General features: G+C 44.6%; 21 protein-coding genes, 2 tRNA genes and 1 pseudogene. 21 read left to right on the plus strand and 3 right to left on the minus strand.

All coding sequences use genetic code 11. The annotated features are described in order from the left end of the window. Nucleotides 1–25: 25 nt before the first annotated feature. The gene (locus tag ViNHUV68_RS06820; RefSeq protein WP_038174685.1) at nt 26–229 is read left to right on the plus strand and encodes a CPXCG motif-containing cysteine-rich protein; all 204 of its coding nucleotides are present in this window, start codon (nt 26–28) and stop codon (nt 227–229) included. Here the strand turns inward: ViNHUV68_RS06820 and ViNHUV68_RS06825 are convergent. Beyond that, nucleotides 226–858 (minus strand): riboflavin synthase, encoded by a 633-nt coding sequence (locus ViNHUV68_RS06825; protein WP_038174684.1) that lies wholly within the window; start codon nt 856–858, stop codon nt 226–228. The genes ViNHUV68_RS06820 and ViNHUV68_RS06825 overlap by 4 nt on opposite strands. 128 nt (nt 859–986) lie before the next feature. Here ViNHUV68_RS06825 and ViNHUV68_RS06830 point away from each other — a divergent pair, with 128 nt between their 5' ends. Further along, complete coding sequence (locus ViNHUV68_RS06830; RefSeq protein WP_391090090.1) at nt 987–2357, plus strand: MATE family efflux transporter; 1371 nt, start codon at nt 987–989, stop codon at nt 2355–2357. 27 nt (nt 2358–2384) lie between these two features. On the opposite strand, the gene ViNHUV68_RS06835 is transcribed toward ViNHUV68_RS06830, so the two are convergent. After that, nucleotides 2385–3245, minus strand: coding sequence for a DNA ligase (locus tag ViNHUV68_RS06835; RefSeq protein ID WP_391090092.1), 861 nt, complete (start codon nt 3243–3245; stop codon nt 2385–2387). Between the two features lie 310 nt (nt 3246–3555). Here ViNHUV68_RS06835 and ViNHUV68_RS06840 point away from each other — a divergent pair, with 310 nt between their 5' ends. From ViNHUV68_RS06840 to ViNHUV68_RS06930, 19 genes are all read left to right on the plus strand, one after another. Then, complete coding sequence (locus ViNHUV68_RS06840; protein WP_038174678.1) at nt 3556–3876, plus strand: STAS domain-containing protein; 321 nt, start codon at nt 3556–3558, stop codon at nt 3874–3876. Nucleotides 3877–3905: 29 nt separating this feature from the next. Continuing rightward, entirely contained in the window at nt 3906–4745 is an 840-nt protein-coding gene (locus ViNHUV68_RS06845) for an OmpA family protein (RefSeq protein WP_038174677.1), read from the plus strand. Nucleotides 4746–4773: 28 nt separating this feature from the next. Next, nucleotides 4774–6825 carry an SLBB domain-containing protein gene (locus tag ViNHUV68_RS06850; protein WP_391090285.1) on the plus strand — a complete coding sequence of 684 codons (2052 nt, stop codon included), beginning with the start codon at nt 4774–4776 and terminating at the stop codon, nt 6823–6825. Then, entirely contained in the window at nt 6825–7520 is a 696-nt protein-coding gene (locus ViNHUV68_RS06855; protein WP_391090094.1) for a chromosome partitioning protein ParA, read from the plus strand. The genes ViNHUV68_RS06850 and ViNHUV68_RS06855 overlap by 1 nt, the downstream gene beginning before the upstream one ends. Before the next feature lie 8 nt (nt 7521–7528). After that, nucleotides 7529–9832 carry a response regulator gene (locus ViNHUV68_RS06860; protein ID WP_391090096.1) on the plus strand — a complete coding sequence of 768 codons (2304 nt, stop codon included), beginning with the start codon at nt 7529–7531 and terminating at the stop codon, nt 9830–9832. 24 nt (nt 9833–9856) lie between these two features. Then, on the plus strand, nt 9857–11335 hold the full coding sequence (locus tag ViNHUV68_RS06865) for a sigma 54-interacting transcriptional regulator (RefSeq protein WP_391090098.1): 1479 nt from the start codon (nt 9857–9859) through the stop codon (nt 11333–11335). Then, nucleotides 11316–12332, plus strand: a complete 1017-nt coding sequence (locus tag ViNHUV68_RS06870) for a glycosyltransferase (protein WP_391090100.1) — start codon at nt 11316–11318, stop codon at nt 12330–12332. The genes ViNHUV68_RS06865 and ViNHUV68_RS06870 overlap by 20 nt, the downstream gene beginning before the upstream one ends. A gap of 168 nt (nt 12333–12500) precedes the next feature. Further along, entirely contained in the window at nt 12501–13703 is a 1203-nt protein-coding gene (locus tag ViNHUV68_RS06875; RefSeq protein ID WP_391090102.1) for a glycosyltransferase, read from the plus strand. After that, nucleotides 13696–14874, plus strand: a complete 1179-nt coding sequence (locus ViNHUV68_RS06880; protein ID WP_391090104.1) for a glycosyltransferase — start codon at nt 13696–13698, stop codon at nt 14872–14874. The genes ViNHUV68_RS06875 and ViNHUV68_RS06880 overlap by 8 nt, the downstream gene beginning before the upstream one ends. A gap of 10 nt (nt 14875–14884) precedes the next feature. Next, on the plus strand, nt 14885–16315 hold the full coding sequence (locus ViNHUV68_RS06885; RefSeq protein WP_391090106.1) for an oligosaccharide flippase family protein: 1431 nt from the start codon (nt 14885–14887) through the stop codon (nt 16313–16315). A 32-nt stretch (nt 16316–16347) separates the two neighbouring features. Next, complete coding sequence (locus ViNHUV68_RS06890; RefSeq protein ID WP_391090287.1) at nt 16348–17688, plus strand: O-antigen ligase family protein; 1341 nt, start codon at nt 16348–16350, stop codon at nt 17686–17688. 84 nt (nt 17689–17772) lie between these two features. Further along, complete coding sequence (locus ViNHUV68_RS06895; protein ID WP_391090108.1) at nt 17773–18501, plus strand: DapH/DapD/GlmU-related protein; 729 nt, start codon at nt 17773–17775, stop codon at nt 18499–18501. Beyond that, complete coding sequence (locus ViNHUV68_RS06900; protein WP_038174663.1) at nt 18494–19609, plus strand: glycosyltransferase; 1116 nt, start codon at nt 18494–18496, stop codon at nt 19607–19609. The genes ViNHUV68_RS06895 and ViNHUV68_RS06900 overlap by 8 nt, the downstream gene beginning before the upstream one ends. Continuing rightward, complete coding sequence (locus tag ViNHUV68_RS06905) at nt 19606–21045, plus strand: chain-length determining protein (protein WP_038174662.1); 1440 nt, start codon at nt 19606–19608, stop codon at nt 21043–21045. The genes ViNHUV68_RS06900 and ViNHUV68_RS06905 overlap by 4 nt, the downstream gene beginning before the upstream one ends. Nucleotides 21046–21193: 148 nt before the next feature. Continuing rightward, nucleotides 21194–22285 (plus strand): glycosyltransferase, encoded by a 1092-nt coding sequence (locus tag ViNHUV68_RS06910; RefSeq protein ID WP_391090110.1) that lies wholly within the window; start codon nt 21194–21196, stop codon nt 22283–22285. Then, a complete protein-coding gene (locus tag ViNHUV68_RS06915) occupies nt 22282–23469 on the plus strand; it encodes a glycosyltransferase (RefSeq protein WP_391090112.1) in 1188 nt (395 codons plus the stop codon). The genes ViNHUV68_RS06910 and ViNHUV68_RS06915 overlap by 4 nt, the downstream gene beginning before the upstream one ends. 9 nt (nt 23470–23478) lie before the next feature. Beyond that, the gene (locus tag ViNHUV68_RS06920) at nt 23479–24117 is read left to right on the plus strand and encodes a sugar transferase (RefSeq protein ID WP_391090113.1); all 639 of its coding nucleotides are present in this window, start codon (nt 23479–23481) and stop codon (nt 24115–24117) included. A gap of 168 nt (nt 24118–24285) precedes the next feature. Continuing rightward, nucleotides 24286–24362, plus strand: a tRNA-Val gene (locus ViNHUV68_RS06925). A gap of 36 nt (nt 24363–24398) precedes the next feature. Next, a tRNA-Val gene (locus tag ViNHUV68_RS06930) sits at nt 24399–24475 on the plus strand. Between the two features lie 845 nt (nt 24476–25320). Here ViNHUV68_RS06930 and ViNHUV68_RS06935 read toward each other — a convergent pair. Further along, nucleotides 25321–25558: pseudogene (locus tag ViNHUV68_RS06935) on the minus strand (IS4 family transposase); the annotation flags it as partial. Nucleotides 25559–25858 lie beyond the last annotated feature (300 nt).

Consider the following 25858-nt stretch of genomic DNA (forward strand, 5'->3'; position numbering starts at 1 on the left):
TGGTAAAGATGTAGAGGACAGAATTATGAAAAACTACACAGAGAAAATGGTGTCATGCCCTCACTGTGGCCATTCAATTGGCATCACACTAGATGCATCCAATGGCAGCCAAAACTTTTATGATGACTGCCCAGCTTGCTGTCATGCCATTCACTTGAGTATGAGTGTTGACGAACAAAGAGATACCATCGAATTAGTTATCGATGCTGATGACGAACAGATATTTTAATCAATCTTGAAGGTCGATTCGTGAGCGCGGCTCTCTAAAACGCGCTCAACCGTATCCACAATCGCTTGGGTTTGCGGATCGAACTCAACGTTGACCTTATCACCGACTTTGCGCTCTTTGAACAATGTCCGGGTTAAGGTTTCAGGAATAAGATGGACACAAAACTGATTGTCTTTAACCTCACCAATCGTTAACGAACAACCATCCAAGCCAATATAGCCTTTGACTAACACGTATTTGATCATTTGTTGCGGTATCTCAAACCAAATTGTGCGGTTATTGGGTGTATCGATGATTTGTGTAATCTCACCCATCAGCGAAATATGACCCGACATCGAATGACCACCAATTTCATCACCAAACTTGGCGGCGCGCTCGATATTGATGTTATCACCGACGTTAATACCGCCAAGGTTAGTCAGTTCGAGGGTCGCTTGCATCAAATCAAAGTCGACGTGATTACCATTAATCTGTGTCACGGTTAAGCAACACCCGTTGTGAGCGACTGAAGCGCCAATCATTAGGCCTTGTTTCATTTCATCACTTATATAAAGTGTATGCGTTTGAAATTTCTCTTTTTTATCGATGGCGACCACTTCAGCCATACCTTGCACTATGCCAGTGAACATTCTCTTTTTTCCATCAGTTTTTAATGGTGTTTAGTGTGACATTTCTTTATTATCCGACACAACATCTTTCTTCTTACTAACCGCTCGTTCAAAGCGCTTTAGTTTCCCTTGTAGCTGGAGTTATCTACTTGCAACATTATAAACACGAAGCAAATCAACTGATAAAACTCGCCACTCCAGTATTAATTGCGTCAGTGGCTCAAACTGGTATGAGTTTTGTCGATACTGTGATGGCCGGTGGCGTCAGTGCTACTGATATGGCCGCTGTCTCTATTGCATCCAGTATTTGGTTGCCTACGATTTTGTTTGGGATTGGCATGCTAATGGCTTTGGTCCCTGTGGTGGCACAGCTCAATGGTGCGGGTAGACAACAAAAAGTCCCGTTTGAAATTCAGCAAGGTATTGCGATGGCACTGTTTCTTTCTGTGCCAACTTGTCTGGTTTTAATGCAAACAGAGAATATTCTTAACCTAATGGATGTAGAGGCTCTAATGGGCGCTAAGACCATCGGTTATATGGATGCGGTAATCTATGCGGTTCCAGCATTTTTGCTATTCCAAACTCTACGAAGCCTTACCGACGGTATGTCATTGACCAAGCCAGCCATGATCATTGGCTTTATCGGTCTGCTCCTCAACATTCCTCTTAACTGGATGTTTGTCTATGGTAAGTTTGGCGCGCCCGAGCTAGGCGGTGTCGGTTGTGGCGTTGCAACCGCGATTGTTTATTGGATTATGTTCGCCCTGCTATTGTTCTATGTATTGACCTCTCCACGCTTAGAAAAAGTGAACGTATTTCAACAGCTATATAAGCCAGAATTGAAAGCGCAAATCCGTCTGTTCAAGCTCGGCTTTCCTGTGGCAGCAGCGCTGTTTTTCGAAGTTACTCTGTTTGCGGTTGTTTCCCTGTTAGTGGCTCCATTAGGTCCACTGGTTGTTGCATCACACCAAGTGGCGATCAATTTCTCAACTATGGTGTTTATGCTGCCAATGAGTATTGGCGCAGCGACCAGCATTCGGGTTGGTCATCGATTGGGTGAGTCAAATGTGCATGGTGCAACGGTTGCCTCACGTGTTGGTCTCTTTGTTGCGGTCGGCTTGTCTCTTTTCACGGCACTATTGACCTTGTTATTCCGCGAACAAGTATCACTGCTTTATACTGACAACCGCGCGGTTATCGAACTGGCAATGCAACTGCTCGTTCTTGCTGCGGTATATCAAGTGACCGACGCGATTCAAGTTGTCGCTGCTGGTGCTCTGCGCGGTTATAAAGACATGGCTGCTATCTTTAACCGTACCTTTGTCGCTTATTGGGTTTTAGGCTTACCGCTTGGCTATGTATTAGCCATGACAGACTGGATCGTCGAACCTATGGGTGCGCATGGTTTTTGGATTGGATTTATTATTGGTTTATCCTCAGCCGCTTTACTATTGGGTTTGCGTTTGAAATGGCTGCATACCCAAAGCGATGATCAACAACTCGCTATAGCCAGTAAATAAGAAAAAAGCCAGTTGTCTGGCCTTTTTTTAATTTTCAATGCTATTACGTTGACGAATGTAACGGGCAAATCTTGGAATCCCGTTGCTCGTTAGGCCGTTATAGCGAAATGTGATGGAAGAGCCAAGCGGCGGTGGTGATTGCCTTTGTGCATCAGAAAGCCCACTGCCGATATAAAATTCGAGTCCAGATGCGATCTTAACTAACAATGAGCCGACTTGATTTTTGTACTTGCCTGTTCCTGTCTTGTAGCCCACCACGATCGCTTCTGCATCTTGATATTGCTTTAACTTCAAAAGATCATCACTACGTCCACCTTGATACGCATTCTCGATGTGGCGCAGCATTAACCCTTCTCCTCCCTCTGCCGTTACTGAAGCAAGTTTTTCCAATAACTCAGACTCCGTAGTAATGGCATTTTGCTCTATGACATCAATGTGCGGATTTGAATTGTTCTCAATGAACTGACTCAGTTTTGCATAACGTTGTTGATAACTGCCAATGCTATTGGGTAAATCAAATAACATTAAGCGTATCGTTTGCCACGCAGCCTCACTCGGGTTGTGGTCCAATACCGTAGTATGAACTTGAGTAAATTTACCCCTTCCTGCCCACAACTCCCCTTCTACAGGGAAACTAGGTAAGGCTGCGGTAAACCAACTAGGTGCATAAATCTCTTTACCTCCGCGAGTTTTTAGGATGCTTCCATCCCAAATCGCCCTGATACCATCAAGTTTTTCACTCACCCAATAGTGAGAAAGTACCGCCGCCGTCGAGTATTCGTTGGCAAGAGTGACGTTGATCTTCTGCAACGGATAAATATTTTCAGTGTTTGACTGCGCGCTGAAGGCCGTGATCGCCAGCGCAATACAAGTCAGGCGCATTTGCATCGCTTGTTGTCCCAATAAGCCAATAATGCCCCTAGTTATTCATGACTGTGTTGTATTCTCTAGTCAAACAATCGTAAAACCTCGTTTAACTTGATGTCTTTCATCATCATCTTACAAGCCGATTTCATTGCATGACCGTTGCGCTCGCGTGAATACGTCAAGATCACCAGAATTCTTGTTTCAATTTGAGAAAGCGAATGTGTCAAATTGAGAAAACAACAAGGGCATTAACTAAGCCATTGAATTGTAATAACTATAATTTTGGCACATTCCATGCTCTCTGCTATAGAACAGCAAAAGGAGCAATCTCATGGAACTACGTAAAGTACAAGCAAGCGACACTAACATCACTTTATTCATTAATGGCAATTTAGATGCGGATGGCAGTCGATTTGCTCAGCCTCATATCGATGAGCTGATCGCACAAGAGTCTGTGCAAGATATTGAAATTGACTTTAGTCAGGTCCAATTCCTCGATTCTTCTGGTGTGGGTGCTATCGTTTATTTATATAAACGTTTGGTTGAACGTCAGCGGAGTATGCGTATTGAGAACGCGTCAGGTCAACCACTTGAGATTATGAACCTCCTTCGTATCAATCAAGCGATTCCGGTTAACTCGCAAACTTTTTAAAAATAATAATATTAATAAAGGACGTTGGCATGAAATTAACTCTATTACTCTTTGCTCAGATAGTCTTGATCACCGTGATTAGCGGATGCTCTAGTTATCCTGAGCAAGGGCGTGGTGGCTTAGCTGAATCCTATATTCAATCAAGTTTTACTCCTATCATGCCCGATGAACCTCTTGGCCCTGAGCATGGTTTAAGATTTGATTGGCAATTGGCTAAGCTTCATCTCGACTCGCTCATTCGTGAGGGCGCGCGATGGTGCTTCCCCGCAGCCGTAGTCCAAGCGTTAGAAAAACAAAATCGTATTGCACGTGAGCTTGAGGGTGGTCTTTTGCTTGATGCGGCCAATGATCTAGTCATTCAACGCAACAGGCTCAATGAACTTGAGTTACAGCTTGATTACGTGACTTCGCAATCACGATGCGTGGCTCCTGTTGACGAAAATGCCTTCCAACAACGATTAGCCGTGATAGAAAGGCTCTATGACTTGTTGAATATCGACAATCAATTTGCTTTAAACTCAACAGAAGTAAACCCTAAATACATGGGACATTTGGCACGTGCGGCCAATGTCCTAGAACAAAATCCAACGCTCACTCTATCCGTCACCGGACACGCCGATTCAAGCGGTGATCCACAAAGTAATATTGAGTTGGCGATGGGCAGAGCCCAGCAAGTCAAACGCTACTTAACCATCTTTGGCCTTGCGCCGGATCGTATTAATACTTTATCTGTTGGTAGTGACCTACCACTATATCAAGGAGAGTCTGCCGCAACTCATTTAACTAACCGCCGTGTCAGTATCGAAGTACTTGATAGCCAAGAAAAGACCAAGGCTAGCCAACAAGGGGGCTACTATGAAAAGGATTAGCTTATGCTTAGCGCTGTGGCTGTTCTGTATGGTTACTTACGCACAAACTGAAGTGGAACGGGTGCAAATTGGCGATCTTATACAGGTGAACTTGCCCGGTGAATCGACTTTAAATAAAGGTTTTCAAGTTGATAAACGGGGCCGAATCACCCTCCCAGAAGTTGGCGCCTTATATGTCGCGGGCTATAGCGAGGTTCAGCTTGAACATGCCGTCAAAGAATCATTAGAAAAAGTCTATCGTGACTTATCCTCAGCGTCTGTTTACATCGCTCAACAGCAGATCTTGGTTTCGATACAAGGCTATGTAAATTCACCCGGAGAATATACTTTAGCCAAAAGCGCCGATATTCAAATGGCCATACATGCCGCAGGAGGGTTACGCTCTGGCGCCCAGCTCAATAATCTTTTTATCAAACGAGGAAAAGACAAACTCAACTTCAATTACAAAGCTTTTCTTGATACTGGCGACGAATCGTTATTACCGCCACTACGATCGCTTGATACTGTTTTCGTCCCTGCTTCGCCTTTAGTCGGCAACATAGAGCAAGAGTTCGACGCAAGTAAACTCGCCGATTCAGGAGACAGTGCCGATGGACGTACTGCGATTAAAGTCTTTGGTGAAGTCAACGCCCCAGGTTCGTTTAGCTATCAAGCTAAATCTGATTTAGTCGATATCATTATGCGAGCTGGCGGCGTCACTCGTTACGCCTCTGTCGAGCAAATTCGTGTCATCTCGGACAATAGTCCTAAGCTATTCAACCTTAAAACCTATCTCGACAGTGGCGATATATCACTCCTTCCGACTTTAACCCCTGGCACAACCATTTTTGTGCCTAAACAAGAAGATGAAATAAAAGCGGGTGCCAATGTGGTCTACATCATGGGTGAAGTCGCTCAGCCTGGCGCCTATGAAGGCAAAAAGAACGCCTCATTTATGGATATATTGGCCAACGCTGGCGGCCCAACACGCTACGCAGAATCACGCCAAATACGCATTATCAAGGCTAACGGTAACGTCGTGAAATTCGATCTTACCGCGTTCACCGAAGGGTTAACCAAACAAAAAACGCCAAATATCGACGCTGGTGACGCTATTTTTGTTCCAGAAAAAACCGATATGAACGAAAAATCATGGCTCAAAATTTCACCTGATCGCGCCGTAAGTGTGATTGGCGAAGTCGTGCGCCCTGGTCGAGTGGAATGGTCAGATGAAATGGACTTGATGGACTTACTGTCCCATGTTGGAGGCCCAACATTACGAGCCGACACATCAAAAATCGAGGTTGTAAGCACAGGGAATAAGTTACATCTTTTTGACTTAGATGCCTTTATTCTTGCTGGTGCCCCATCGGCCGACTTACCGCCTGTAACGGCTGGTGCTATTGTTCGCGTCCACGATCTGCCACAAGATCCTTCTGACAACAAATCACAATGGGTACGCCAGAGTTCCGATGCTTCTATCTATGTCTTCGGTCAAATCAACGCCCCAGGTCGCTACCGCTTTACCAAAGATATGCACTTTCTCGACATTCTATCTGCCGCAGATGGACCAACCAAAGATGCTGATATACACAACATTCGCATCACTCATCGAGACAAAAAGTACGCAAAGGTCAGTAAACTTAACTTATCCCTCTATTTTGAAACGGGTGATGAGCGTTTACTTCCTAAAGTCACTATGGGTGATACGATTTACATCCCAGAAAAAGATAAGATTTGGTTAGACCGTTCTAAAGAGTCCACGGTGCGCGTGCTTGGTGCGGTCAATAGCCCAGGTCGCTATGTCTTTGATGACAACATGACGGTATTAGATATACTCGCCGAAGCCGGCGGCCCCTCTGAACGTGCCTATTTAGAGAAAATATCCATCGTCAACATGTCATGCTGCCAAGGGCAGGCACGTACCTTCGACTTAGTCTCTTTCAGTAAAACCGCTAACATCTACCAACTGCCTGTACTTCGCGCCGGTGACACCATCTATGTTCCTGACCGTAATGACAGTTTCATGGAAAAAGCCCGTGTTGGTCTCGAGGATATCTTGCGCCTCACCACCACCATCGTATTAATAGGAGCGCTGTAATGACGATTCCTGCAACGCATACCGAAATTGAACAAATTTATCTTGCCGCCGAGATGAAGCAGTGTCGCTCACTCTGTATTACGGCTTGTCAATCTGCTGACGGCGTCACTTCAGTAGTATCAGCGTTGGCCGAGCGTTACATGTTGGCAGGCCACAAAACCTTGGTGGTTGACTTAAATACATTCCACCCCGCGTTTGAAGCCGTTGACATTACACCGAATCAACATAATCAAGTTGGTCACTTAATTGAGCACTCCTCAACCCATCAGTTATTTACTGGATTAACCGTACCGAGCAATCAGTCTGCTCTGTTGGCCTACAAAGATCCCAGCCAATTAACTAAAGTGATGTCTGGTTGGCTAAATGAGTTTGACCGCATTCTTTGCGATACCTCACCGATATTGCAAATCAATCGCAGCAACATACCTGCGCAAGTCGTCGCAAGCGCCTGCGATCAAACCGCTTTGGTCGTCATGGGCGGTAAAACCTCTTCAGGACAACTGCATAAAGCGACTCAGATGCTCGAGAGCAACACCATCTCACTATTAGGTTCGGTGCTAAATTTACAACAGCAAGCAACCTTAGCTGAAGAAATGGTACGTGAGCTTAACCGTTTGCGTTTTATTCCCCTAAACTGGCGTAAGAAATGGGCCCAAAAAATCCTGACCAATGAATTTTTAGCTCAGTCAGCCTAGGAGTTGTGATGACACTTCGCTTTAAGACGATACTCAGCATTGCACTGATTGAGATTGTCGTTCTGATCACATTAGTGTTTAGCGCGATGCAATTTCTTGCTGACTCGAACGAGAAGCAGCTACTGCAACGTGCCCAATCCAGTGCCATGATGTTTGCGCACGCAGCCAAAGATGCGCTCAATTCAACCGATCTCGTCACGCTCAATGACTTAGTAAACACCTTAATGGCCATTGAAGATGTGGCATATGTTCGCGTCTCTCATGATGGTCAGGATGTTGCGGTTGCAGGTGACGAAAGTTTACTCAGTAGAGCGTTCATCACTGACACAAGTTTGGCATCCGTTAACGATGGTGTGTTTGACTTACGAACCGAGATTGTTAGTGATGAGCAGGTATTTGGTTATGTCGATATTGGTTTTGCAACCTCGCCTATCAAGCAGATGTTGGCTGAAGCTCAACAAGCCATTGTCGGCCTTGCCGCTGTTGAAGTTTTCTTAGTCGCTTTAGCGTCTTTTACTCTGGGAACGTATTTAACGCGTCACCTGACTCGTTTAACGACAGCAGTAAACAATTTAGGCACTCATGGCCCCGGTTATCAGCTCGAACAACATCCCACAGACGAGTTAGGTCAGGTATCGAAAGCGTTTAACGAAATGTCCGCTAAATTAGCCAAAGATCACCAGCACCTCACTCAAGCACGTCAAGGTGCTGAACAAGCTAACGACTCAAAAAGTCGTTTCCTCGCTTCAATGTCACATGAGATACGTACCCCAATGAATGGCGTACTTGGCATCCTCAATATTCTCGAGGAAACCAACCTCACTGCAGAACAGCGTAAAATGGTTTCAACCGCGACGGAGTCGGGCCACTTTTTACTTTCAGTAATCAATGACATTCTCGACTTTACTCGTATGGAATCTAATACACTGATTTTAGAAGATAAACCGTTCGATTTTCGTCATTGCGTTGAAAGTGTCGTTGACTCATTTTCTCCGACCGCCGCGAGTCAAGATTTGGTTTTTCATTGTTATTTCCAAGGCGATATACCGACCAAGGTCAGAGGCGACCACAATCGTATCAAACAAATTTTACTTAACCTGCTTGGTAATGCTTTCAAATTTACTCAACAAGGCAGCGTCACTGTCAAAATAGCCAGTGAAGCGTTGTCTGGCGAAAAGGTAAAGCTTCAATTTGATATTCAAGACACTGGGATCGGCATCGAAAAAAACGCACTAGACTACTTGTTTGATGAGTTTACTATGGTTGATCAGACCTACTCTCGCAGCAAGGAAGGCTCTGGATTGGGGCTTGCAATCTGCCGCAGACTTTGCCACTTAATGGATGGTGAAGTCAGAGTGGTTAGTGTGCCTGAGGTCGGTAGTACGTTTACGTTTACAATCCAACTTAAGGTCTGTGATGACCAACACGACACCATAATCGAATCCGATGCCAACCACGAATTGCTCTGCCCTAACGCCAGAATACTGGTCGCAGAGGATAACCGCGCCAACCAGTTAGTCATTCAAGAGATGTTTAAGCGTGTTGGTCTGCAGATCGACATGGCTCAAAACGGTTTAGAAGCCGTCGAGATGATACAAAACTATCAATATGACTTGGTTTTTATGGATATCTCAATGCCAAAAATGGATGGAATGAAAGCCACCGAAATGATTAGAGCGCTAAATGATCCGTCGAGTGCCAACCTACCTATCATCGCGCTAACCGCCCATTCTCTAGCGGGTGACAAAGAGAAATTCATTGCATCAGGAATGAACGACTACCTGTCAAAACCGTTGAGATTGTCACAACTAATTGAAAAAATTAATCTATTCTTAAATGAGACTTCAAACACGATATTTGAGCCATCGTCACCGAACAACAGGCAAGCCATAGCCTACAGATTATCCGTAGACAAACAAGATGTTGCCAATGAGAAAGGTATTAATGTGGATTTAGTTGATGAAACCATCCTCCAGCAGATGATTGAAGACACTAGTGCTGACATCATGCCGATGCTGATTGAACATTACTTAGAAGAGTCACAACAACGATTGGCAAAGATCGCCGTGGCGATGACAAATGAAGATAAAAATGTACTCGAGTTCGAGGCTCATACTTTGGGCAGTTCTTCACTCGCGCTCGGCAACCGCGCCCTATCGATACTTTCACGTAAAATCGAACACTTGTGTCTAGAAGGTCGAGAAAAAGAAGCTTACCAGTTGAAAACAGAATTAGAGTTGACCGCGATGCGCTCTTTGCAAGCCCTAGAGCAGCGTAAGCAGCAAGGATTTAGCGAGTCACCTGAACTTTAAAGATAAAAACCAAGGACGTTGGCGATGAAAGCAAAAGTACTACTCATTGAAGACTCAACTTCACTAGCCATTTTGTACAAGCAGTATGTTAAAGACGAACCATACGATCTGTTTCATGTCGAAACGGGTCGAGAAGCGATCGCATTTATTGAAAGAAATATCCCACAGTTAGTGATTCTCGACTTAAAACTGCCCGACATGGATGGCGAGGAGATCCTCGATTGGATCAACGAGAATCAAGTCCCCACTTCGGTCGTGATCGCGACGGCGCATGGCTCTGTCAATTTGGCGGTTAACTTGGTACAAAAAGGAGCCAAAGACTTTCTTGAAAAGCCCATCAATGCCGATCGATTAAAAACCTCAATAACCCTCCATCTACAGCAGTGCAAACTTGAAAGTCTTGTCGAAAGCATTGAAAGTAAGTTTGATCGTAATCGATTCCACGGTTTTATCGGCTCAAGCTTACCAATGCAAGGAGTATACAAAATCATTGATGCGGTTGCGCCCACTTCAGCCAGTGTTTTTATTGTCGGCGAAAGCGGTACAGGTAAGGAAGTGTGCGCCGAAGCTATCCACAAAGAAAGCAAACGCAGCGATAAGCCCTTTATCGCCATCAACTGCGGCGCAATCCCCAAGGATTTGATGGAAAGTGAGATTTTTGGTCATGTTAAAGGGGCATTCACTGGTGCAACAAGCGATCGTAAAGGCGCGGCATCAATGGCCCATGGTGGCACTCTTTTCCTTGATGAATTGTGTGAAATGGAACTTGAGATGCAGAAAAAACTGCTGCGTTTTCTCCAAACAGGCACCTTTACCCCTCTTGGGGCGAGCAGAGAAAGCAAAGTGGATGTACGAATTATCTGCGCCACCAACCGCAATCCTCTAGTTGAAGTTGAAGAGGGCCGTTTCCGTGAAGATCTCTACTATCGCGTGCATGTGGTACCGATTGAAATGCCTGCCCTTCGCGAACGTGGCAACGACATCATTACGCTGGCGACCCATTTCGTTAAACTTTACGCCAAAGAAGATGGCAAAAAATTCAATGTCATTAATCGCGATGCAGAACCTGCGCTAAAACGTTACGCATGGCCGGGTAACGTCAGACAATTACAAAATATTATTCGTAATATTGTGGTACTCAATGATGATAACTCCCTGCGTCTGCAACACATGCCAGAGCAAGTGACCTACTCCAAGCGGGCCAAGCATCCGCAACAGGTCACGCGTGAAGTTGAGAGTGTTTCGCACCAACCTACTTCAGCTTCAGCGCAAAGTGGGCACAATATCTCAAACAACATTTCAAATAACGTTGCCCTTGCAGAGAACGCTAAGCCTGCTGAAATTAGACCAATGTGGCAGATAGAGCGCGAAACGATTCAACAAGCTATAGATTATTGCGATGGCAATGTACTTAATGCCGCCGTTTTGCTCGAATTGAGTCCTTCGACCGTTTATCGTAAGAAACAAGCCTGGGAAGCGGAAGATGAGCAACAACTGGTGTGATGAAGTTTGGCTGTTGATTGATAGCCTCACTTTTGGTGGTATAGAGACCCACGTCGTTGAACTGGCCCACGGGCTCAAGCAAGCCAATGTGTCAGTCAAAGTATTATTATTGCGTCGCTACCAACAACAAAGTTTAGTCGCTGATAAGCTTAGCGATGCTAAGATCCAAGTTGAGTTTCTTGACACTGAAGGCCACTATTTTCACACGCTCCTTAGCCGCATCAGGCAGCAGCCCCCCACGGTTATCCATTGCCATGGTTACAAAGCCAGTTTGATTGGTAAAGCAATGCGGCTATTGACCAGTGTCGCTCAAATCAGCACTTATCATGCAGGTGAAACGCCAACTGGCAAAGTGTGGCTATATGATCTCTTCGACCGTTACAGTGCCTTTATCTCTTGTCATTCCATCGCGGTCAGTAACAAAGTTGCTGCCAAGGTCAAAGCTAAGGCGGTTGTATTTAACAACTTTGTCAGTGTTGACTCAACTCAACCCGCTGATGGCGAACAAATTGCTTTCGTTGGGCGACTTAGCTATGAAAAAGCCCCCGATCGCTTCATTGAGTTAGCACAGCTTAACCCTGCGTTAAGCTTTGATGTTTACGGGTCTGGCCCAATGGAGAACGAACTTCAAGCTTGTTGTGTCAATAATGTTTGCTTTCACGGCCATCAAAGTCATATGGATAGTATATGGCCGTCTATCGGTCTATTAATCATCTGTTCAAGATTTGAAGGATTGCCAATGACCGCATTAGAGGCAATGAGTCGTGGCATCGTCGTGATCAGCTTAGATGTCGGTAACATGAGTCAATTGATTGAACATCGTCGCAATGGGTATATTGTGTCTTCAATGGCCCAATTACAGCAATCAATCCACCAGTACTTAAGCCTTACTCCGACCGAACGACAATCGCTTAAAGACAATGCCATCACTACCGTCAATCATCACTATTCTCCCCAAGCGGTGATACCACAAATACGCCAACTCTACTCTTGTTAGCCATCGCAATGTGATTGTCATATTGAGAAAGTGACTACACACCATTTCTAAAATAAAAAATAACACTAAAATTCAGTAGCTTAAACCGATGTCATTATTGGCATTGCGCTTGCCTTATCTACCACAACTAACCACAGCTCAATCGAGTGGCAAACTGAGAGGCGAGCAATGAGTAAACGTATTTTATTTGTACATTATGGCGACGACTGGATCCGAGGCAGTGAAAAATGCCTGCTCGACTTGGTGCAATATGTATCTCGTCACCAATACCGTCCTTTCGTTTGGACTAATAATCAAGAGTTGACCTCGCAGCTTGATGAGTTGGGTGTTGCCAACCGATTAGATAACTTCCCACTGTTACTTGGTTGGCGGGCACCAAGACTTGATATCCAAGGATGGAAAACACTCGTCAACTACGGTAAGGCGCTCATCAAGCAAAACCGCATTGATCTAATACACATTAATAGTGCAGCGCCGTGTCAATGGATGTTAGCGGCAGCCAAATGGTGCGGTGTGCCCTGCGTAACACAACTGCACTGTCCCTACCCGGCTCGTGATCGGCTCACACTTGGCATCCACTTGTCACCACACATTATTGCGGTCAGTCACCATGTGGCTAAAACACTACTTTCAGACGGCTACCCAAAAAGTAAATTGTCGGTGATTCATAATGGCATTGATACGGTTCGACTTGAACAGCAACAGTGCGTCAACGTTAAACAAACGCTCGGTATTCCTCAGCAAGATTTCGTTTTCGCCACGGTAGGTTCGCTTATTCACCGTAAAGGAGTCGACCGAATTCTTACTGCACTTCGTCATGTAGCTTTTGAATACCCTAATGTGAGCTTGGTTATCATTGGCGATGGACCTTTGAAACAAAAACTTATGCGCCAATCTGAATACCTTTATCTTGCAGATCGTGTCTATTTTACTGGAGAACAAAGTAATGTTATTGGTTGGCTTAAAGGTTGTGATGGTTTCGTCAGTGCTGCACGCAGTGAAGCGTTTGGGTTAGTTTTAGCCGAAGCGGCTTTAGCCAAACTACCTATTATCGCACCATTTGAAGGTGGGATACCCGAGTTCATCCAGCATGGCGAGACTGGTATTCTATACCCAAATAAAGGGGCTGCTCCGTTAGCGAAGTCGATGCGGATCTTAATTAACAACCGCGCTCTTTGTGACAAATACGCCCGTAACGCCTATCAGCATATTAAGTCATATCACGATGTGTCCGTTAGCTGCCAAAAAATTGAGCACCTCTACCAAAAACTTGTCACACAACCTTCTGAAACGCGTTCTTTAATATCAACCTTTGCACCAGTCAGAACGTTTCTTTCACAGCGCCTGCCGCTAGGGGGCCAACATGGCTAACACATCAACAACTCTCATTTTTGACCCGATCCCATTCAAAGGCGGCTCAAAAATTGCCACTAGTGATGCTCTTAATTGTGTGCCAGTCAGTGACACTCATTTCCTCGTTCTTACCATCGAACCTGACTTCTGGCTACAGACAGATTTTTATCGTAATCATAAAGTTAAATGCGTCCAGTTGCCTTCTATAGCTTGGCTAATGCGTCAACATCACGGCTTAGGCTACTGGCTCAATCAAGCCTATCTTTTGCTCTTGATACTCAAAGCTATTATCAGATCCCATAAGGTAAAAAAAGTCATTGGTGCATCAGGACCGGGGATTGATATGGCGCTATACGGATTACAAAAACTCATCAACATTGACGTTATCCAGTTTATTCACGGTAATGTTGGGCTATCGCGTTCAATCGGCTATTGTTTGGCCAACGCGGATCGTGTTTTTTATCTGCCTTGTGCACGTGCGAGTATTCGTCTCGCGCTGCAAGCCTATCTAACGGACAAGCTCGGTATTGATGATAGCGAAGCGGTCGCCGAACACTATTTATCAGCTTCAAGTTATCAAACGTTTACCAATGGCATTCCTGCCTCTCGCTGGCCATCAAAATGTCAAGACACACTGCCAGTGTGCTTTTGGGCCGCATCTTTATTGAAATGGAAAGGCTTGGATTTACTTATTGACGCGGCCAAGAGATGTGCGCCATATCAGCCGCTACTCATGAATATCTGCTACATTCGTCCGAAAGATATCTGCCTACCAGTTAGCCATGCACCAGTCGACCTCTCGTATACCCAATGGTGGGAAGATCCTAGTAATCTTGATGAGATACGTAGTCAATCGAGTATTTTTGTTTCAACCAGTCATAATGAGCCTTTTGGTCTCTCGATTTTAGAAGCGCTCGCGGCAGGTATGTGTGTTGTGATCCCACAAGATGACGCGTATTGGGATCAACAGCTAACACATAATGTCGATTGCATTAAATACCAGCCGAATGACGCTAGCAGCTTAGCCCATGCACTACTCGACGTTATCAATAACAGGGAGTTGATGTTGTGCTGCCAGGCCAACGCCCGCCAACTTGCACTCCAGTATCGTGCAGAGTCGCAATACCTTGAATTTACTCACTGTCTCAACGATGCACAAATCAATAAAACGATGCGTATTTACTCATAATAGAGGTGACATGATGAGCTTATCGAATCTAAAAAACATCAGTCTCTATGCAATGAGCCTTGTTTTGGTCAAAGGGATGTCGCTGTTCACTTTACCTTTGATGACACATTTCCTCACCCCGAGTGAGATTGGTCAACTTGAGCTGTTAGGCATTACTACTGTTTTCCTCAGCTTAGTGGTTGGCCTTGCCATGCATGAAAACCTCTACCGATTCATTGGTACCATCAAATGGCCAAAATTACGCAAAGCCAAAGCCGCGAGGTTGTATAGCGCGGCGCTATTGATATCGATAGGCACTAGTATTGCGCTGCTCGGTGGTTACCAACTTGTGGTTTCGACTCACACCCCTTTTGAACAAAACCAAGTACTGCTTATTGCCCTAGTGTTGTGTTTTGAAGCGCCACTTGCGATTGGTTTAGCTTGGCTGCGTTTGCACAATCAAGCGAGGTTCTTTTTTAAACTGTGCATGTTGACGGTGACAGCCCAAGTCATCTTACTCATCACCGTGTTGTACAATCAACCCGATATCACCACGATCTTTGCCGTTAATGTTTTTTGTACCTTTGCTCAGTTTTTGGTGTTGCACCGATACCTAAACTTCCCATTCACTTGGTTAAGCAGTAAACGTCTTAAACACTATTTAGCCTATTCAGCACCACTTATGCTATCAGGTGTCGTCGCCTTTGGACTCAGTGGCGCTGAACGCTGGATTATTGCCGCAGTGAGCGACCTTACGACACTTGGCCTATATGCCATCGCGGCGAAATTTTCGCTTGCCGTTGGTATTGCAATTCAACCATTTCATATGTGGTGGATGCCAAAGCGTTTCGAAGCAATGGAAAAATGTGGTCGTGATTATGTCGCGAATACTGCCAATCAAGGCATGGTCTTGCTGTGTATTATTTCCGTTGTTGTGTGTTGGATGAGCCAGCTATTTGTAACTTTTGCAATGCCATCTGCCTATAGCAATGCGATTCCCTTTATCGCTATTACCATCATCATGATGCTGTTTAAAGAGATGGTCGAATTGACAAATTTTGGATTACTTTATCAACGTCAAACCCCTCAGTTGTTATACATTAACCTCGCCTCGACCATGACTGCTTTGATCGTCGGTATCGTCACTTTTACCTACGGGGTTTACGCTATTTTAATTGCGCTACTGATCGGTCAAATCACCCGTTTCACTCTGGTTTATTATTACAGTCAAAAATCGATTGAGCTGAACTACAGCCTTAATAAAATCATTGGTTTATTATTACTTTCTAGTTTGTTTATTATGACTAGCCACCTTGCATCACATCTTGGGCTATCCTTATTGATGCTTGCACTACAAGTCGCCATTTTGATTGGGTACGCCATTCGTTGTGACATACTCAAAGTCAATGTCGTCCGCGAGATGATAATCCAACTTCAATGCTATGCTGGGAAAGCATCATGATAAACAGCGTCCGGAGTAAAGCCATCATATTGATGACCATGCTGTGTTTCGCGTTAGCTGCCCTATGGTATCTAATGCCACATCCTGCGTTAATTGTGGTGATCTGTTTTCTACCGCTTGGTGCTCTATTCGTACTTAATCAAACCTTTTGGCTGGTTAGTTTGTTTGTGCTGTTTTCATTTTTCCGTATTCATGAAGCGATTCCTGCACTCTATTCGCTTAAAATCCCGTTGTTATTGTCACTTGGCGCTCTATCTGCATTAATGTGGCACACCCTGATCAGTCGTCAAATAAGTCCATTCTGGCATCCAAGTTTTACCTGGCTAGCCGTATTTTGGTTATTGGTCGTAATTGGCGCCGTGCTCTCTTCTAACCCAGGTTTGGCAATTACTTATTTTAAAAATATCTACTGGAAAATCATCATCATGACTCTCGCGATCGCTTGGTTAGTCGACAGTCAAATCGCAGTGAGAAAAATTGCCACGCTGATCATTTTGGCTGGTTCGTTGATTGCCATTGTCGCTCTGTATAATTCGGCAGCAGGCATAGGCTTGGTGGAAGGCAGCCGAGTGACGATTGGTCGACAACTTGGCTCGGTGCTTGGCGATCCCAACGATCTTTCCTTAGTATTGATGTTCCCACTCGCGTTTGCCCTTAGTTTTGCGACCACCAAAGGCATTGGTTTTTCGCGTCTGCTTGGCGCCATTGGTCTCGTGCTCGCCATGTCAGCGGTGATAGCGACTCAAAGTCGTGGTGGGCTGCTCGGCTCTGTCGCGGTATTTGGCATATTCGGCTTACGTTTAATTCGCTCAAAATCTTTACTCATTATGATTGCCATTATTGGTTTGTCGCTGCTGTTCGCGGTTGCAGGTATTTCTGATCGCCAATCGGGCGGCGCAGCCGAAGAAGGGATAGACGCATCGGCGATGGGACGTTTATACGCATGGGAAGCTGCGTTTAAAATGGCCATTGATAACCCATTAACCGGGGTCGGACTGAATAATTTCTATGCTAACTATTACTTTTATAGCCCTCATTGGGATGGTCTCAATCATGCGGTGCACAGCACCTGGTTTGGTGTACTGGCCGAAACTGGATTTTTAGGCTTGGCGGTATTTGTTGGTATTATCGTTTCGTTAGTCAAAACTAGCCGTGAAAGTTTACTCTTATTAACATCGATTCAGCACCAAACTTCACCCTACCTAATGGCAACGGCCTTAGCGGTTTACGCTGGTATTGTTGGCACAATTGTCTCTGGCACCTTTCTAACCCAAGGATTTACATGGCCAATTTATATCTTGGCGGCGCTGTGTATCGCGATTTCTCGTATCACGCAAAACTATTCTCAAATTGAGAAAACCGCACAAGTATAAAATTAAGCTTATGATTTTATTGACTTTATATTATGGCACATAAAGTGAAACAACCTAATATCGTTACGTTATTAGGAAAGCACCATGATTGCACAACACCTCAACCACTTTAAGGTTTGGCTGCAATGCCACGACAATTCATCATATCGCAAATTGTTTGTCATTTTGAAAACGATCCGAGCTTGCGATTTCCCCACTCCCAGATGGTTTAATCAACTCGTTTACGCCTGCTACAGTGTCGTAATGACAAGTGCGAGCAATTTCGTACGCATCTTCATCTATACCCCAGCCTTTAAAGGCCGCACCACACAATGTGGCCGCGGACTTTATCTATTCGGCGGGGTTCCCTTTGTTTCTGGGCCGTTAACGATCAAACTTGGTCGCAATTGTCGTGTTTCTGGTCATACAACATTTAGTGCAAGGCCTCAATCAAATCAACCACAATTGATTATTGGCAATAACGTTGACATTGGTTGGCAAAGCACTCTGGCTGTAGGAACCCGAATTGAAATTCAAGATAATGTTCGAATTGCTGGCCGCGCTTTCTTGTTTGGATATTCTGGCCATTCACTTGATGCCCAACGCCGCGCTGCCGGCGATGGCGATTTAGACACCGATGTTGGCCCGATAACTCTTGAGCAAGATGTTTGGCTCGGAACCAATGTAACGGTTTGTCCTAATGTCACCATAGGTCAAGGAACCATCGTCGGAACAGGCAGTGTCGTGACGAAAAGCTTACCCGCATTTGTGGTGGCTGCAGGCAATCCAGCGCGTGTGATTCGCCAACTCGAACAAGGAGCAGACCATGCGTGATCTTATTGTATTTGGGGAAGATTTCGGCGGGCTCCCTTCGAGCACTCAACACCTTATCACTCGTCTTGCCAAGCAAAGGAAAGTACTGTGGGTTAACTCAATCGGCCTAAGACAGCCAAAGTGGAATCGACAAGATATTAAGCGCGCGGTACTCAAACTGCTCGGTCGCGGCAAAGGTGGTTATCGGATTGACTGCGAACTCCCGACAAATATGACAATCGTCAATATCAAAACCATTCCCGCACCGCAGTCTGGGATTGCACGGAAACTCGCACGTATAATGATGTGTCAGCAGCTTTTACCCGTGATTCAACGTCTTGAACTGCATCAACCGATTCTGTGGAGCTCTTTGCCAACCACCGCCGACCTATGTGGACACTTAGGTGAGTCATCGGTTGTCTACTATTGCGGCGATGACTTTTCATCACTGGCTGGCGTTGACCATCAAACGGTGCAGCAACATGAAATAAAGCTGGCCGCTAAGGCTGATTTAATTTTAGCCGCCAGTGCTAAGTTGCTAACCAAATTTCCTCAATCGAAAGCGCATTATCTGCCGCATGGTGTCGACATTGCACTGTTTAGCCGCCCTGCGAAGCGCGCACAAGACCTACCTCATCAAGGGCATAAAATTGCTGGCTTTTACGGCAGTATATCCAATTGGCTCGATTACTCGTTACTTGATACGGTCTGTCGCGAAAATCCGGACTGGCAATTTGTTTTTATCGGGCCAATAGAGCTCAGCCATAACCCTTTACCGTCATTAGCAAATGTTCACTATTTGGGGCCAAAACCACACAGTCAATTGCCGCGTTATAGCCAACATTGGGATGTGAGCTTGCTGCCCTTTATCAATAATGGGCAAATTGCCTCATGCAGCCCATTAAAATTACTCGAATACCTCAGTGCGGGTAGTCGTGTGATCAGTACGTCTTTTCCTGCATTGACGCCCTACCAACAATGCATTTCTGTCGTCGATAACGCGGCGCAATTTTCACAGGCACTAAAGCAAGTTGAGCAACACACTATCAACCCGACAAGCGTGAATATTTCTGATCACAGCTGGGACTATCGTTCAGCGCAACTAACGACGCTATTGGAGTCATTATGAACGACTTGAAACAAAGGTTAATCGTGCTGTTAAACGCAGCTTGGCGTCAACGTTACGTTATTGTTGTGCCGATCCTCATATTGCCGTTTATCGGCTTGATGATCGGAAAAATGGCGCCAACTAACTATGTTTCCCACACATCAATGTTGATCCAAGAAACCGCTAAGATGAACCCTTTTTTAGAGGACATAGCGGTATCAACCATGCTCAAAGAACGCTTGAATGCACTGAGCACCTTATTAAAAAGTCGTCATGTTCTTACTGCCGTCGCGAAAGAGCATAACTTGATCAACGATGACATGTCGCCAGAGGCAAAAGATTACGTCATCAATAAACTGTCCAATAACTTAACGATTGTTCAACCTGGTAAAGACTTTCTTAAAATTTCACTCTCTGCGCCAAAACCAGCTGGTATGAAAGAGATGCTTGAATCGATCAGCGACCATTTTATCGAGCAGCTTTTGGCACCGGAACGTTCGTCGATTCAAGACTCGGCTGCATTTCTGGCGATTCATATTGAGAAACGCCGCGAAGAGCTCGATGTCGCTGAAAACGAGCTTGCAGACTTCAAAAACCGCTTCGCCTCCGTAACTCCAGAAATGCAATCTCAGTCTTTAGGTCGCCTGGCCTCTCTCAAACAAAGTTATGCCGAAAAAAAAGCCGAATTAGCTGGCGTTGAGCGTAGTTTAGGTTCACTGGATCAACAGCTTTCTAAGACCAACCCTGTGGTCGGAAAAATCGAAGACCAAATCATAGAAATTCGAAGTCAATTAACCTTACTTAAGGCGCGTTACACCGACAGTCACAGCTTAATTCAGGGCAAAGATCGTGAACTGCGCCGATTAGAAAACGAGCGTAAATTACTGCTCAATATGGAACAACCTAACATCACCAGTGATCAATTATGGGATATTGCCAGCAGCAACCAGTTAGGTGACATCAGCGAGATGCAACCTCTTCTTGTCACTCAGTTGCAAAGCCTACAGCTAGTACGCAGCCGGTATGAGTCGCTGAGTGAAGAAACCAAAAGCCTCCATTCCATGATTGAAAGCCTTGAACAAGAGGCCAATCAATTTGGCGACAATGCCAAAACCATGCACCGTTTAGTGCGCAATGCAGAGCTCAAGCGTCAGTTATATGATGAATTGATTCAGCGTTATGAAATGGCCCAACTCACAGGTTCACTTGGGGTATTTGAACAAAATAAACGCGTCAAAATTATTGACCTCCCTTATACACCTAGCCGTCCAGCCAACCTACCACTGATCATTTTCATCATTGCCGGAATAGTCGCGGGAATTGGATTAGGTGTCGGAATTGCTACTTTGGTTGAATTATTTGACTCTTCAGTACGCCGTAAAGATGAAATCGAAGTCATCACTGGTGCGCCAGTTATTACCTATATTCCCAATATCGGACCTCGTCTTGTCAATTAAAACTCAATTTGACAATCAGGATAAGAATTTACCAACAAACAATTTAACTGATTGATTTTAAATAACTAAATTACTGGCACATTCCATGCAAAACTCTATATAAATAATAAGTTAGCAATCCAAAGATAACTTTCTATCAGGAGTGTCCATGATCAAATCAACCAAACTTATCGTGCACGTGGTTCAGCACCTTGCCCCAGGCGGGCTAGAGTCTTTGGCACTCGATATGCTTACCTTCTCCTCCACCGAACAACGCTGCTTGATCATTAGCCTTGAAGGAGAAAAATCTCAAGCCATCGAACATTGGCCCAGACTTAGTCAGTATCGTGAGCAGCTGATTTTTCTCGACAAGCCACAAGGTTTCAGCCTGAGCACTATCGTAACATTGCGTCAGTTGTTTAAATCATTAAACCCAAATGTGGTACATACTCATCATATTGGTCCGGTGCTTTATGCTGGAATCGCAGCGAGACTTGCTGGTGTTACGACTCGAATTCATACCGAGCACGATGCTTGGCATTTAAACCAAAGTAAACATCGGAGGTTACAGTCCCTAGCTCTACGTATTGCCCAACCTCAATGGGTTGCTGATGCCGAACTAGTTCGCGAGCAAATCAACCAACATTTTCACCATCATTCAGTAAGCGTGATCAAAAACGGCATCGACTGTGAAAAATTTAAGCCCGGCGCTAAGCACCTCGCTAGACAATTACTCAATCTGCCCACCGATGTGGCCTTAATTGGCTGCGCAGGAAGACTCGAACCAGTCAAAGGCCACGATCTTCTATTAAAAGCCATGGTCAATTTACCAGATCATATTCATCTAGTGATCGCAGGCGATGGTTCACAGCGTCATTCGTTAACCCAGCTAGCCCACCAATTACACATTCAGCACAGAGTCACTTTCACGGGGTTATTATGCGATATGACCCGTTTCTACCAAGCCCTCGACTTATTCTGCTTACCCTCTCGAAGTGAAGGATTTCCATTGTCGACTCTAGAAGCACAGTCGTGTGACGTTGTCACAGTGGTAACCGATGTGGGTGCCAGTAAAGAGACCATTTGTCCTCAATCCGGCATCTGTGTCAAGCCAGGCTGCCCAGAGTCGTTAGCGGACGGCATCATGGCTTCTCTAAAGCAATCGCCTGCAACATCGCCTCGAAGTTTTGTAATTAAAAACAATGACATACGGACAATGATTAAAGCCTACAACCAGCTAAGCGGGGAGAAACAAGCATGAGTAGTATTATCTTAATCTCCTTATTTGGCGTCTCGAGTGGCCTGATTATCTATCATCACCTAGTGTATCCATTGTTGCTATCTTGGTATTCAAAACAGCACCCTAACTATGATGTATTCACGTCTCGTCGTGGCTATAAGAGCGCGAAACATGATAGCGACTGCGCTTCGATTACTGTTTTAGTGCCCGCTTATAATGAACAGTTATGGATTGCTGAAAAAATTCGCAACCTCGCTTGCCTCGATTACCCTCGCGACAAATTGAAAGTCATCATTGTTTGCGACGGTTGCAGTGACAGTACCGTCGATATAGCCGAACAGACCATACAAGAAGCGATTTGTAGCGACACGCACTTTGAGATCCGAGCTTTTGCAGATAATCGCGGTAAGGTTACCGTTCTCAATGAACAAATCAGAACCATTGATAGTGATATTGCCGCGCTCAGTGATGTGTCTGCGCTTATATCTATCGATGCACTTTGGCTGGCTAATCAGCATTTCAATAACAGTAATGTTGGCGTCGTCAACGGTCACTATCAGCTATTTTCAGCCGAAAATTCAGGTGAAAATCAGTACTGGCAGTATCAAAGCCAAGTAAAAGTGAATGAAGCCAAGCTTGGTTCTACTATTGGCGCACATGGGGCTTTCTATTTATTTCGCACCCATTTGTTTACCGCCCTTGACGCGAATACCATCAATGATGACTTTGTCATTCCGATGCAAATTGTTCGCCGTGGCTATGTGGCCATTCACGAACCACAAATTATGGCGTTAGAGTTAGAAACGACGACTCAAAGCAATGATTTTCATCGTCGTTTGCGTATCTCAGCAGGCAACATGCAACAAGCCATTCAGCTATTCGATATGTTTTTGCCTAAATACCGTGGTGTGGCCTTCGCTTTCTTTTCGGGCAAAGGCCTCAGACTCCTCACTCCCTATTTATTACTGCTCTGCTTTGCGTCATCCGCTGCGATGTTAAACAACCCGATTTTAATGCTGGCTTTTTATTGCCAAGTTTTACTCTATACGATGGCGGTTTTAAGTTATCAATTCCCCCATGTTTTCTGTCACAAGGTGTGCAAGTTGGTGCTCTATGTGGTTGCAGGGCACTGGGCTAACCTTATCGGCGGCTTACGCTACCTCTTTGGACTTGAATCAGGAAAATGGTCTCGCGTAGATCAATAAGGAACGATTATGAACAATGTAAAACGCTACTACCCTATCTGGCTTGCAAAACGCTTATTCGATCTTTTTGGTGCGCTATTCGGACTTTTATTGCTGTCACCCGTGATGCCATTTATTGCCATCGCGATTAAGCTCACCTCACCTGGACCAGTATTCTACAAACAGTTACGTGTCGGTAAATCGACCCCAGAGAAAATGGTGTTTTTTGAGATTATCAAATTCAGAACCATGTATCAGGATGCAGAGCAGCGCACTGGAGCGGTTTGGGCGACAGAAAACGATCCTCGTATCACGCCAGTGGGTCGATTTTTACGCAAAACCCGCCTTGATGAAATTCCTCAGCTGTTGAATGTGGTTTTGGGTGATATGTCATTAATTGGTCCTAGACCAGAGCGCCCAAGTTTTTATCATAAGCTAGAAAATGCGATTCCTTATTTCGCCGATCGTACCTACGGTGTTATGCCAGGTATTACCGGATTAGCTCAGGTTAACCAAGGCTATGATACTTGCATTGATGATGTGCGACGCAAAGTGGGTTATGACCACAGCTATGCCCTGTCACTATGTTCAATGAGATCATGGTTGAATATGGACTTGAGCATTATCACTAAAACTATCATCGTGATGTTTGATGGACGAGGCCGATAGTGAATGGGTCTCACTCGATATGTTCGTGATTTAAAGCACACTTTCTAGTCAGTGGCGAATAAATTGTCAACAATTCGCCTAGATATAGAGCAAACGAGTTTAAATCGATAAAAATGCACTTGCACGAATCAATAACTCTCGGTAACATCCATCTCGTTCTTAGGGAATGGGTCCGTAGCTCAGTTGGTTAGAGTACTACCTTGACATGGTAGGGGTCGGCGATTCGAGTTCGCCCGGACCCACCACTCCTTTATGCATAGAAATGCAAAAGAACATAATTTGGATCCGTAGCTCAGTTGGTTAGAGTACCGCCTTGACATGGCGGGGGTCGGCGATTCGAGTTCGCCCGGATCCACCATATTATATAACAACGCCAAGCACTTAGCTTGGCGTTGTTGTTTCTACTCTATAAAAATTAGACCCGCCTTTCTTTATTGAAGCCCTATTCCCATCACCCCTCACTATGAATTTTTATCCAATAACCAAATCTCGATTTATTAGTAAGAAATGCCCGGTGTCCATCTGGTGACCAAAACGGTGACCAGATGAAAATTTTTGTCTCGCAAAACTGGTGACCAAACGACAAAATCAACCTCAATATTTGGTGACCATAAAATATAGTGGTCAAATGCTCGGGTTATTCAGATGTGTGTGTCGATTAGTCTGCAATTCTGTTTACGCGATACCAGTATTGTCTATGGTCAATGTCTGCACTGCTGTGCGTACGAAACATTTTTATACAATAAGGGTAAATTGATGGAATGGGTGAATATTCACAGCATCCGCATAAAGATGAAGCGAGAATTCTAGATATGTAAGTAAATACGTTAGTCATTTGGTAACGAAATGAACGAACACATTACAGTGTCACAAAAAGCACTGAAGGACTATTTATCTCTAAAATTTTGATACAATACCCAAGAGCCAAAAATGGTAACGCCGACAATGATAAAAAAAACCGATTAGAAGATAAAATTGGATCGAATGCTCCATCACAACTCCCCCTTTTATATAGTGATGTGATGTGCCCTATTCCAGTTTAACGAGCCATCCCAAGCGATCAAGATTTCTACTCGAAATAACATTAACGTGTTCATAACGCAAAAAAAAACACAATAATTCTTTGATGCGGTTTTTTATTTAACATTAGGCTTTTAATAAAATATCTTCGATTAACCTTAATGTCCCTATACAGTCATTGGTGTATTGAACCTTAAATCCAGCATCGCTCACTATAAGTCGCATGAGATTGGGTGGTAAGATGTTGGCAAAATCGCTAGAAATTTGTCATGTAACTTAAAGCATTGTTCAGATAGAGGAAATGCTTTCCCATAGAGAGTGATAGAGCGGCCATGCAGTCAATGGGGGCCCGTAACGCCATCAATCGAAACCAGTCGACTAAGACTACGAGCATGGGTACCGGAGAAAACAAAGCTGACGCGCCTTAGATCGATGCGCTTACGATCTTTGCCAGACGAAAAAGCTGGCACGAAGCTGGACATAAATCAGTTAGACCTTATGCTCTAAATCGGTCATTTCGGATAACTTAAGATTGGGGAAATTAAACTGGACTGCTTTGTTGTTTGAGAGCATTTTGGCTGCTTTCGCAGCCAAAAACACCCAACACCAGTGATTGACTTAAATTATTGTTTTTAAATTTAATATTTCATGAAACGCTCTGCCAAATTAAGAGCAAGAAATATAGAATATTGGAGTTAGCAACTTTATAGACCCAGCTTCT

Origin of the sequence: Vibrio sp. NH-UV-68 (assembly GCF_042940635.1) — a bacterium.
Taxonomy (GTDB): Bacteria; Pseudomonadota; Gammaproteobacteria; order Enterobacterales; family Vibrionaceae; genus Vibrio; species Vibrio pacinii.

Bases quoted from the DNA above. Each gene is read 5' to 3' on its own strand.
- ViNHUV68_RS06890 (WP_391090287.1), top strand. From the start codon at position 16,348: ATGACCATGCTGTGTTTCGCGTTAGCTGCCCTATGGTATCTAATGCCA.
- ViNHUV68_RS06840 (WP_038174678.1), top strand. From the start codon at position 3,556: ATGGAACTACGTAAAGTACAAGCAAGCGACACTAACATCACTTTATTC.
- ViNHUV68_RS06910 (WP_391090110.1), top strand. From the start codon at position 21,194: ATGATCAAATCAACCAAACTTATCGTGCACGTGGTTCAGCACCTTGCC.
- ViNHUV68_RS06880 (WP_391090104.1), top strand. From the start codon at position 13,696: ATGGCTAACACATCAACAACTCTCATTTTTGACCCGATCCCATTCAAA.
- ViNHUV68_RS06920 (WP_391090113.1), top strand. From the start codon at position 23,479: ATGAACAATGTAAAACGCTACTACCCTATCTGGCTTGCAAAACGCTTA.
- ViNHUV68_RS06900 (WP_038174663.1), top strand. From the start codon at position 18,494: ATGCGTGATCTTATTGTATTTGGGGAAGATTTCGGCGGGCTCCCTTCG.
- ViNHUV68_RS06870 (WP_391090100.1), top strand. From the start codon at position 11,316: ATGAGCAACAACTGGTGTGATGAAGTTTGGCTGTTGATTGATAGCCTC.
- ViNHUV68_RS06850 (WP_391090285.1), top strand. From the start codon at position 4,774: ATGGTTACTTACGCACAAACTGAAGTGGAACGGGTGCAAATTGGCGAT.
- ViNHUV68_RS06835 (WP_391090092.1), bottom strand. From the start codon at position 3,245: ATGCAAATGCGCCTGACTTGTATTGCGCTGGCGATCACGGCCTTCAGC.
- ViNHUV68_RS06825 (WP_038174684.1), bottom strand. From the start codon at position 858: ATGTTCACTGGCATAGTGCAAGGTATGGCTGAAGTGGTCGCCATCGAT.
- ViNHUV68_RS06855 (WP_391090094.1), top strand. From the start codon at position 6,825: ATGACGATTCCTGCAACGCATACCGAAATTGAACAAATTTATCTTGCC.
- ViNHUV68_RS06875 (WP_391090102.1), top strand. From the start codon at position 12,501: ATGAGTAAACGTATTTTATTTGTACATTATGGCGACGACTGGATCCGA.
- ViNHUV68_RS06860 (WP_391090096.1), top strand. From the start codon at position 7,529: ATGACACTTCGCTTTAAGACGATACTCAGCATTGCACTGATTGAGATT.
- ViNHUV68_RS06845 (WP_038174677.1), top strand. From the start codon at position 3,906: ATGAAATTAACTCTATTACTCTTTGCTCAGATAGTCTTGATCACCGTG.
- ViNHUV68_RS06905 (WP_038174662.1), top strand. From the start codon at position 19,606: ATGAACGACTTGAAACAAAGGTTAATCGTGCTGTTAAACGCAGCTTGG.
- ViNHUV68_RS06915 (WP_391090112.1), top strand. From the start codon at position 22,282: ATGAGTAGTATTATCTTAATCTCCTTATTTGGCGTCTCGAGTGGCCTG.
- ViNHUV68_RS06895 (WP_391090108.1), top strand. From the start codon at position 17,773: ATGATTGCACAACACCTCAACCACTTTAAGGTTTGGCTGCAATGCCAC.
- ViNHUV68_RS06885 (WP_391090106.1), top strand. From the start codon at position 14,885: ATGATGAGCTTATCGAATCTAAAAAACATCAGTCTCTATGCAATGAGC.
- ViNHUV68_RS06820 (WP_038174685.1), top strand. From the start codon at position 26: ATGAAAAACTACACAGAGAAAATGGTGTCATGCCCTCACTGTGGCCAT.
- ViNHUV68_RS06865 (WP_391090098.1), top strand. From the start codon at position 9,857: ATGAAAGCAAAAGTACTACTCATTGAAGACTCAACTTCACTAGCCATT.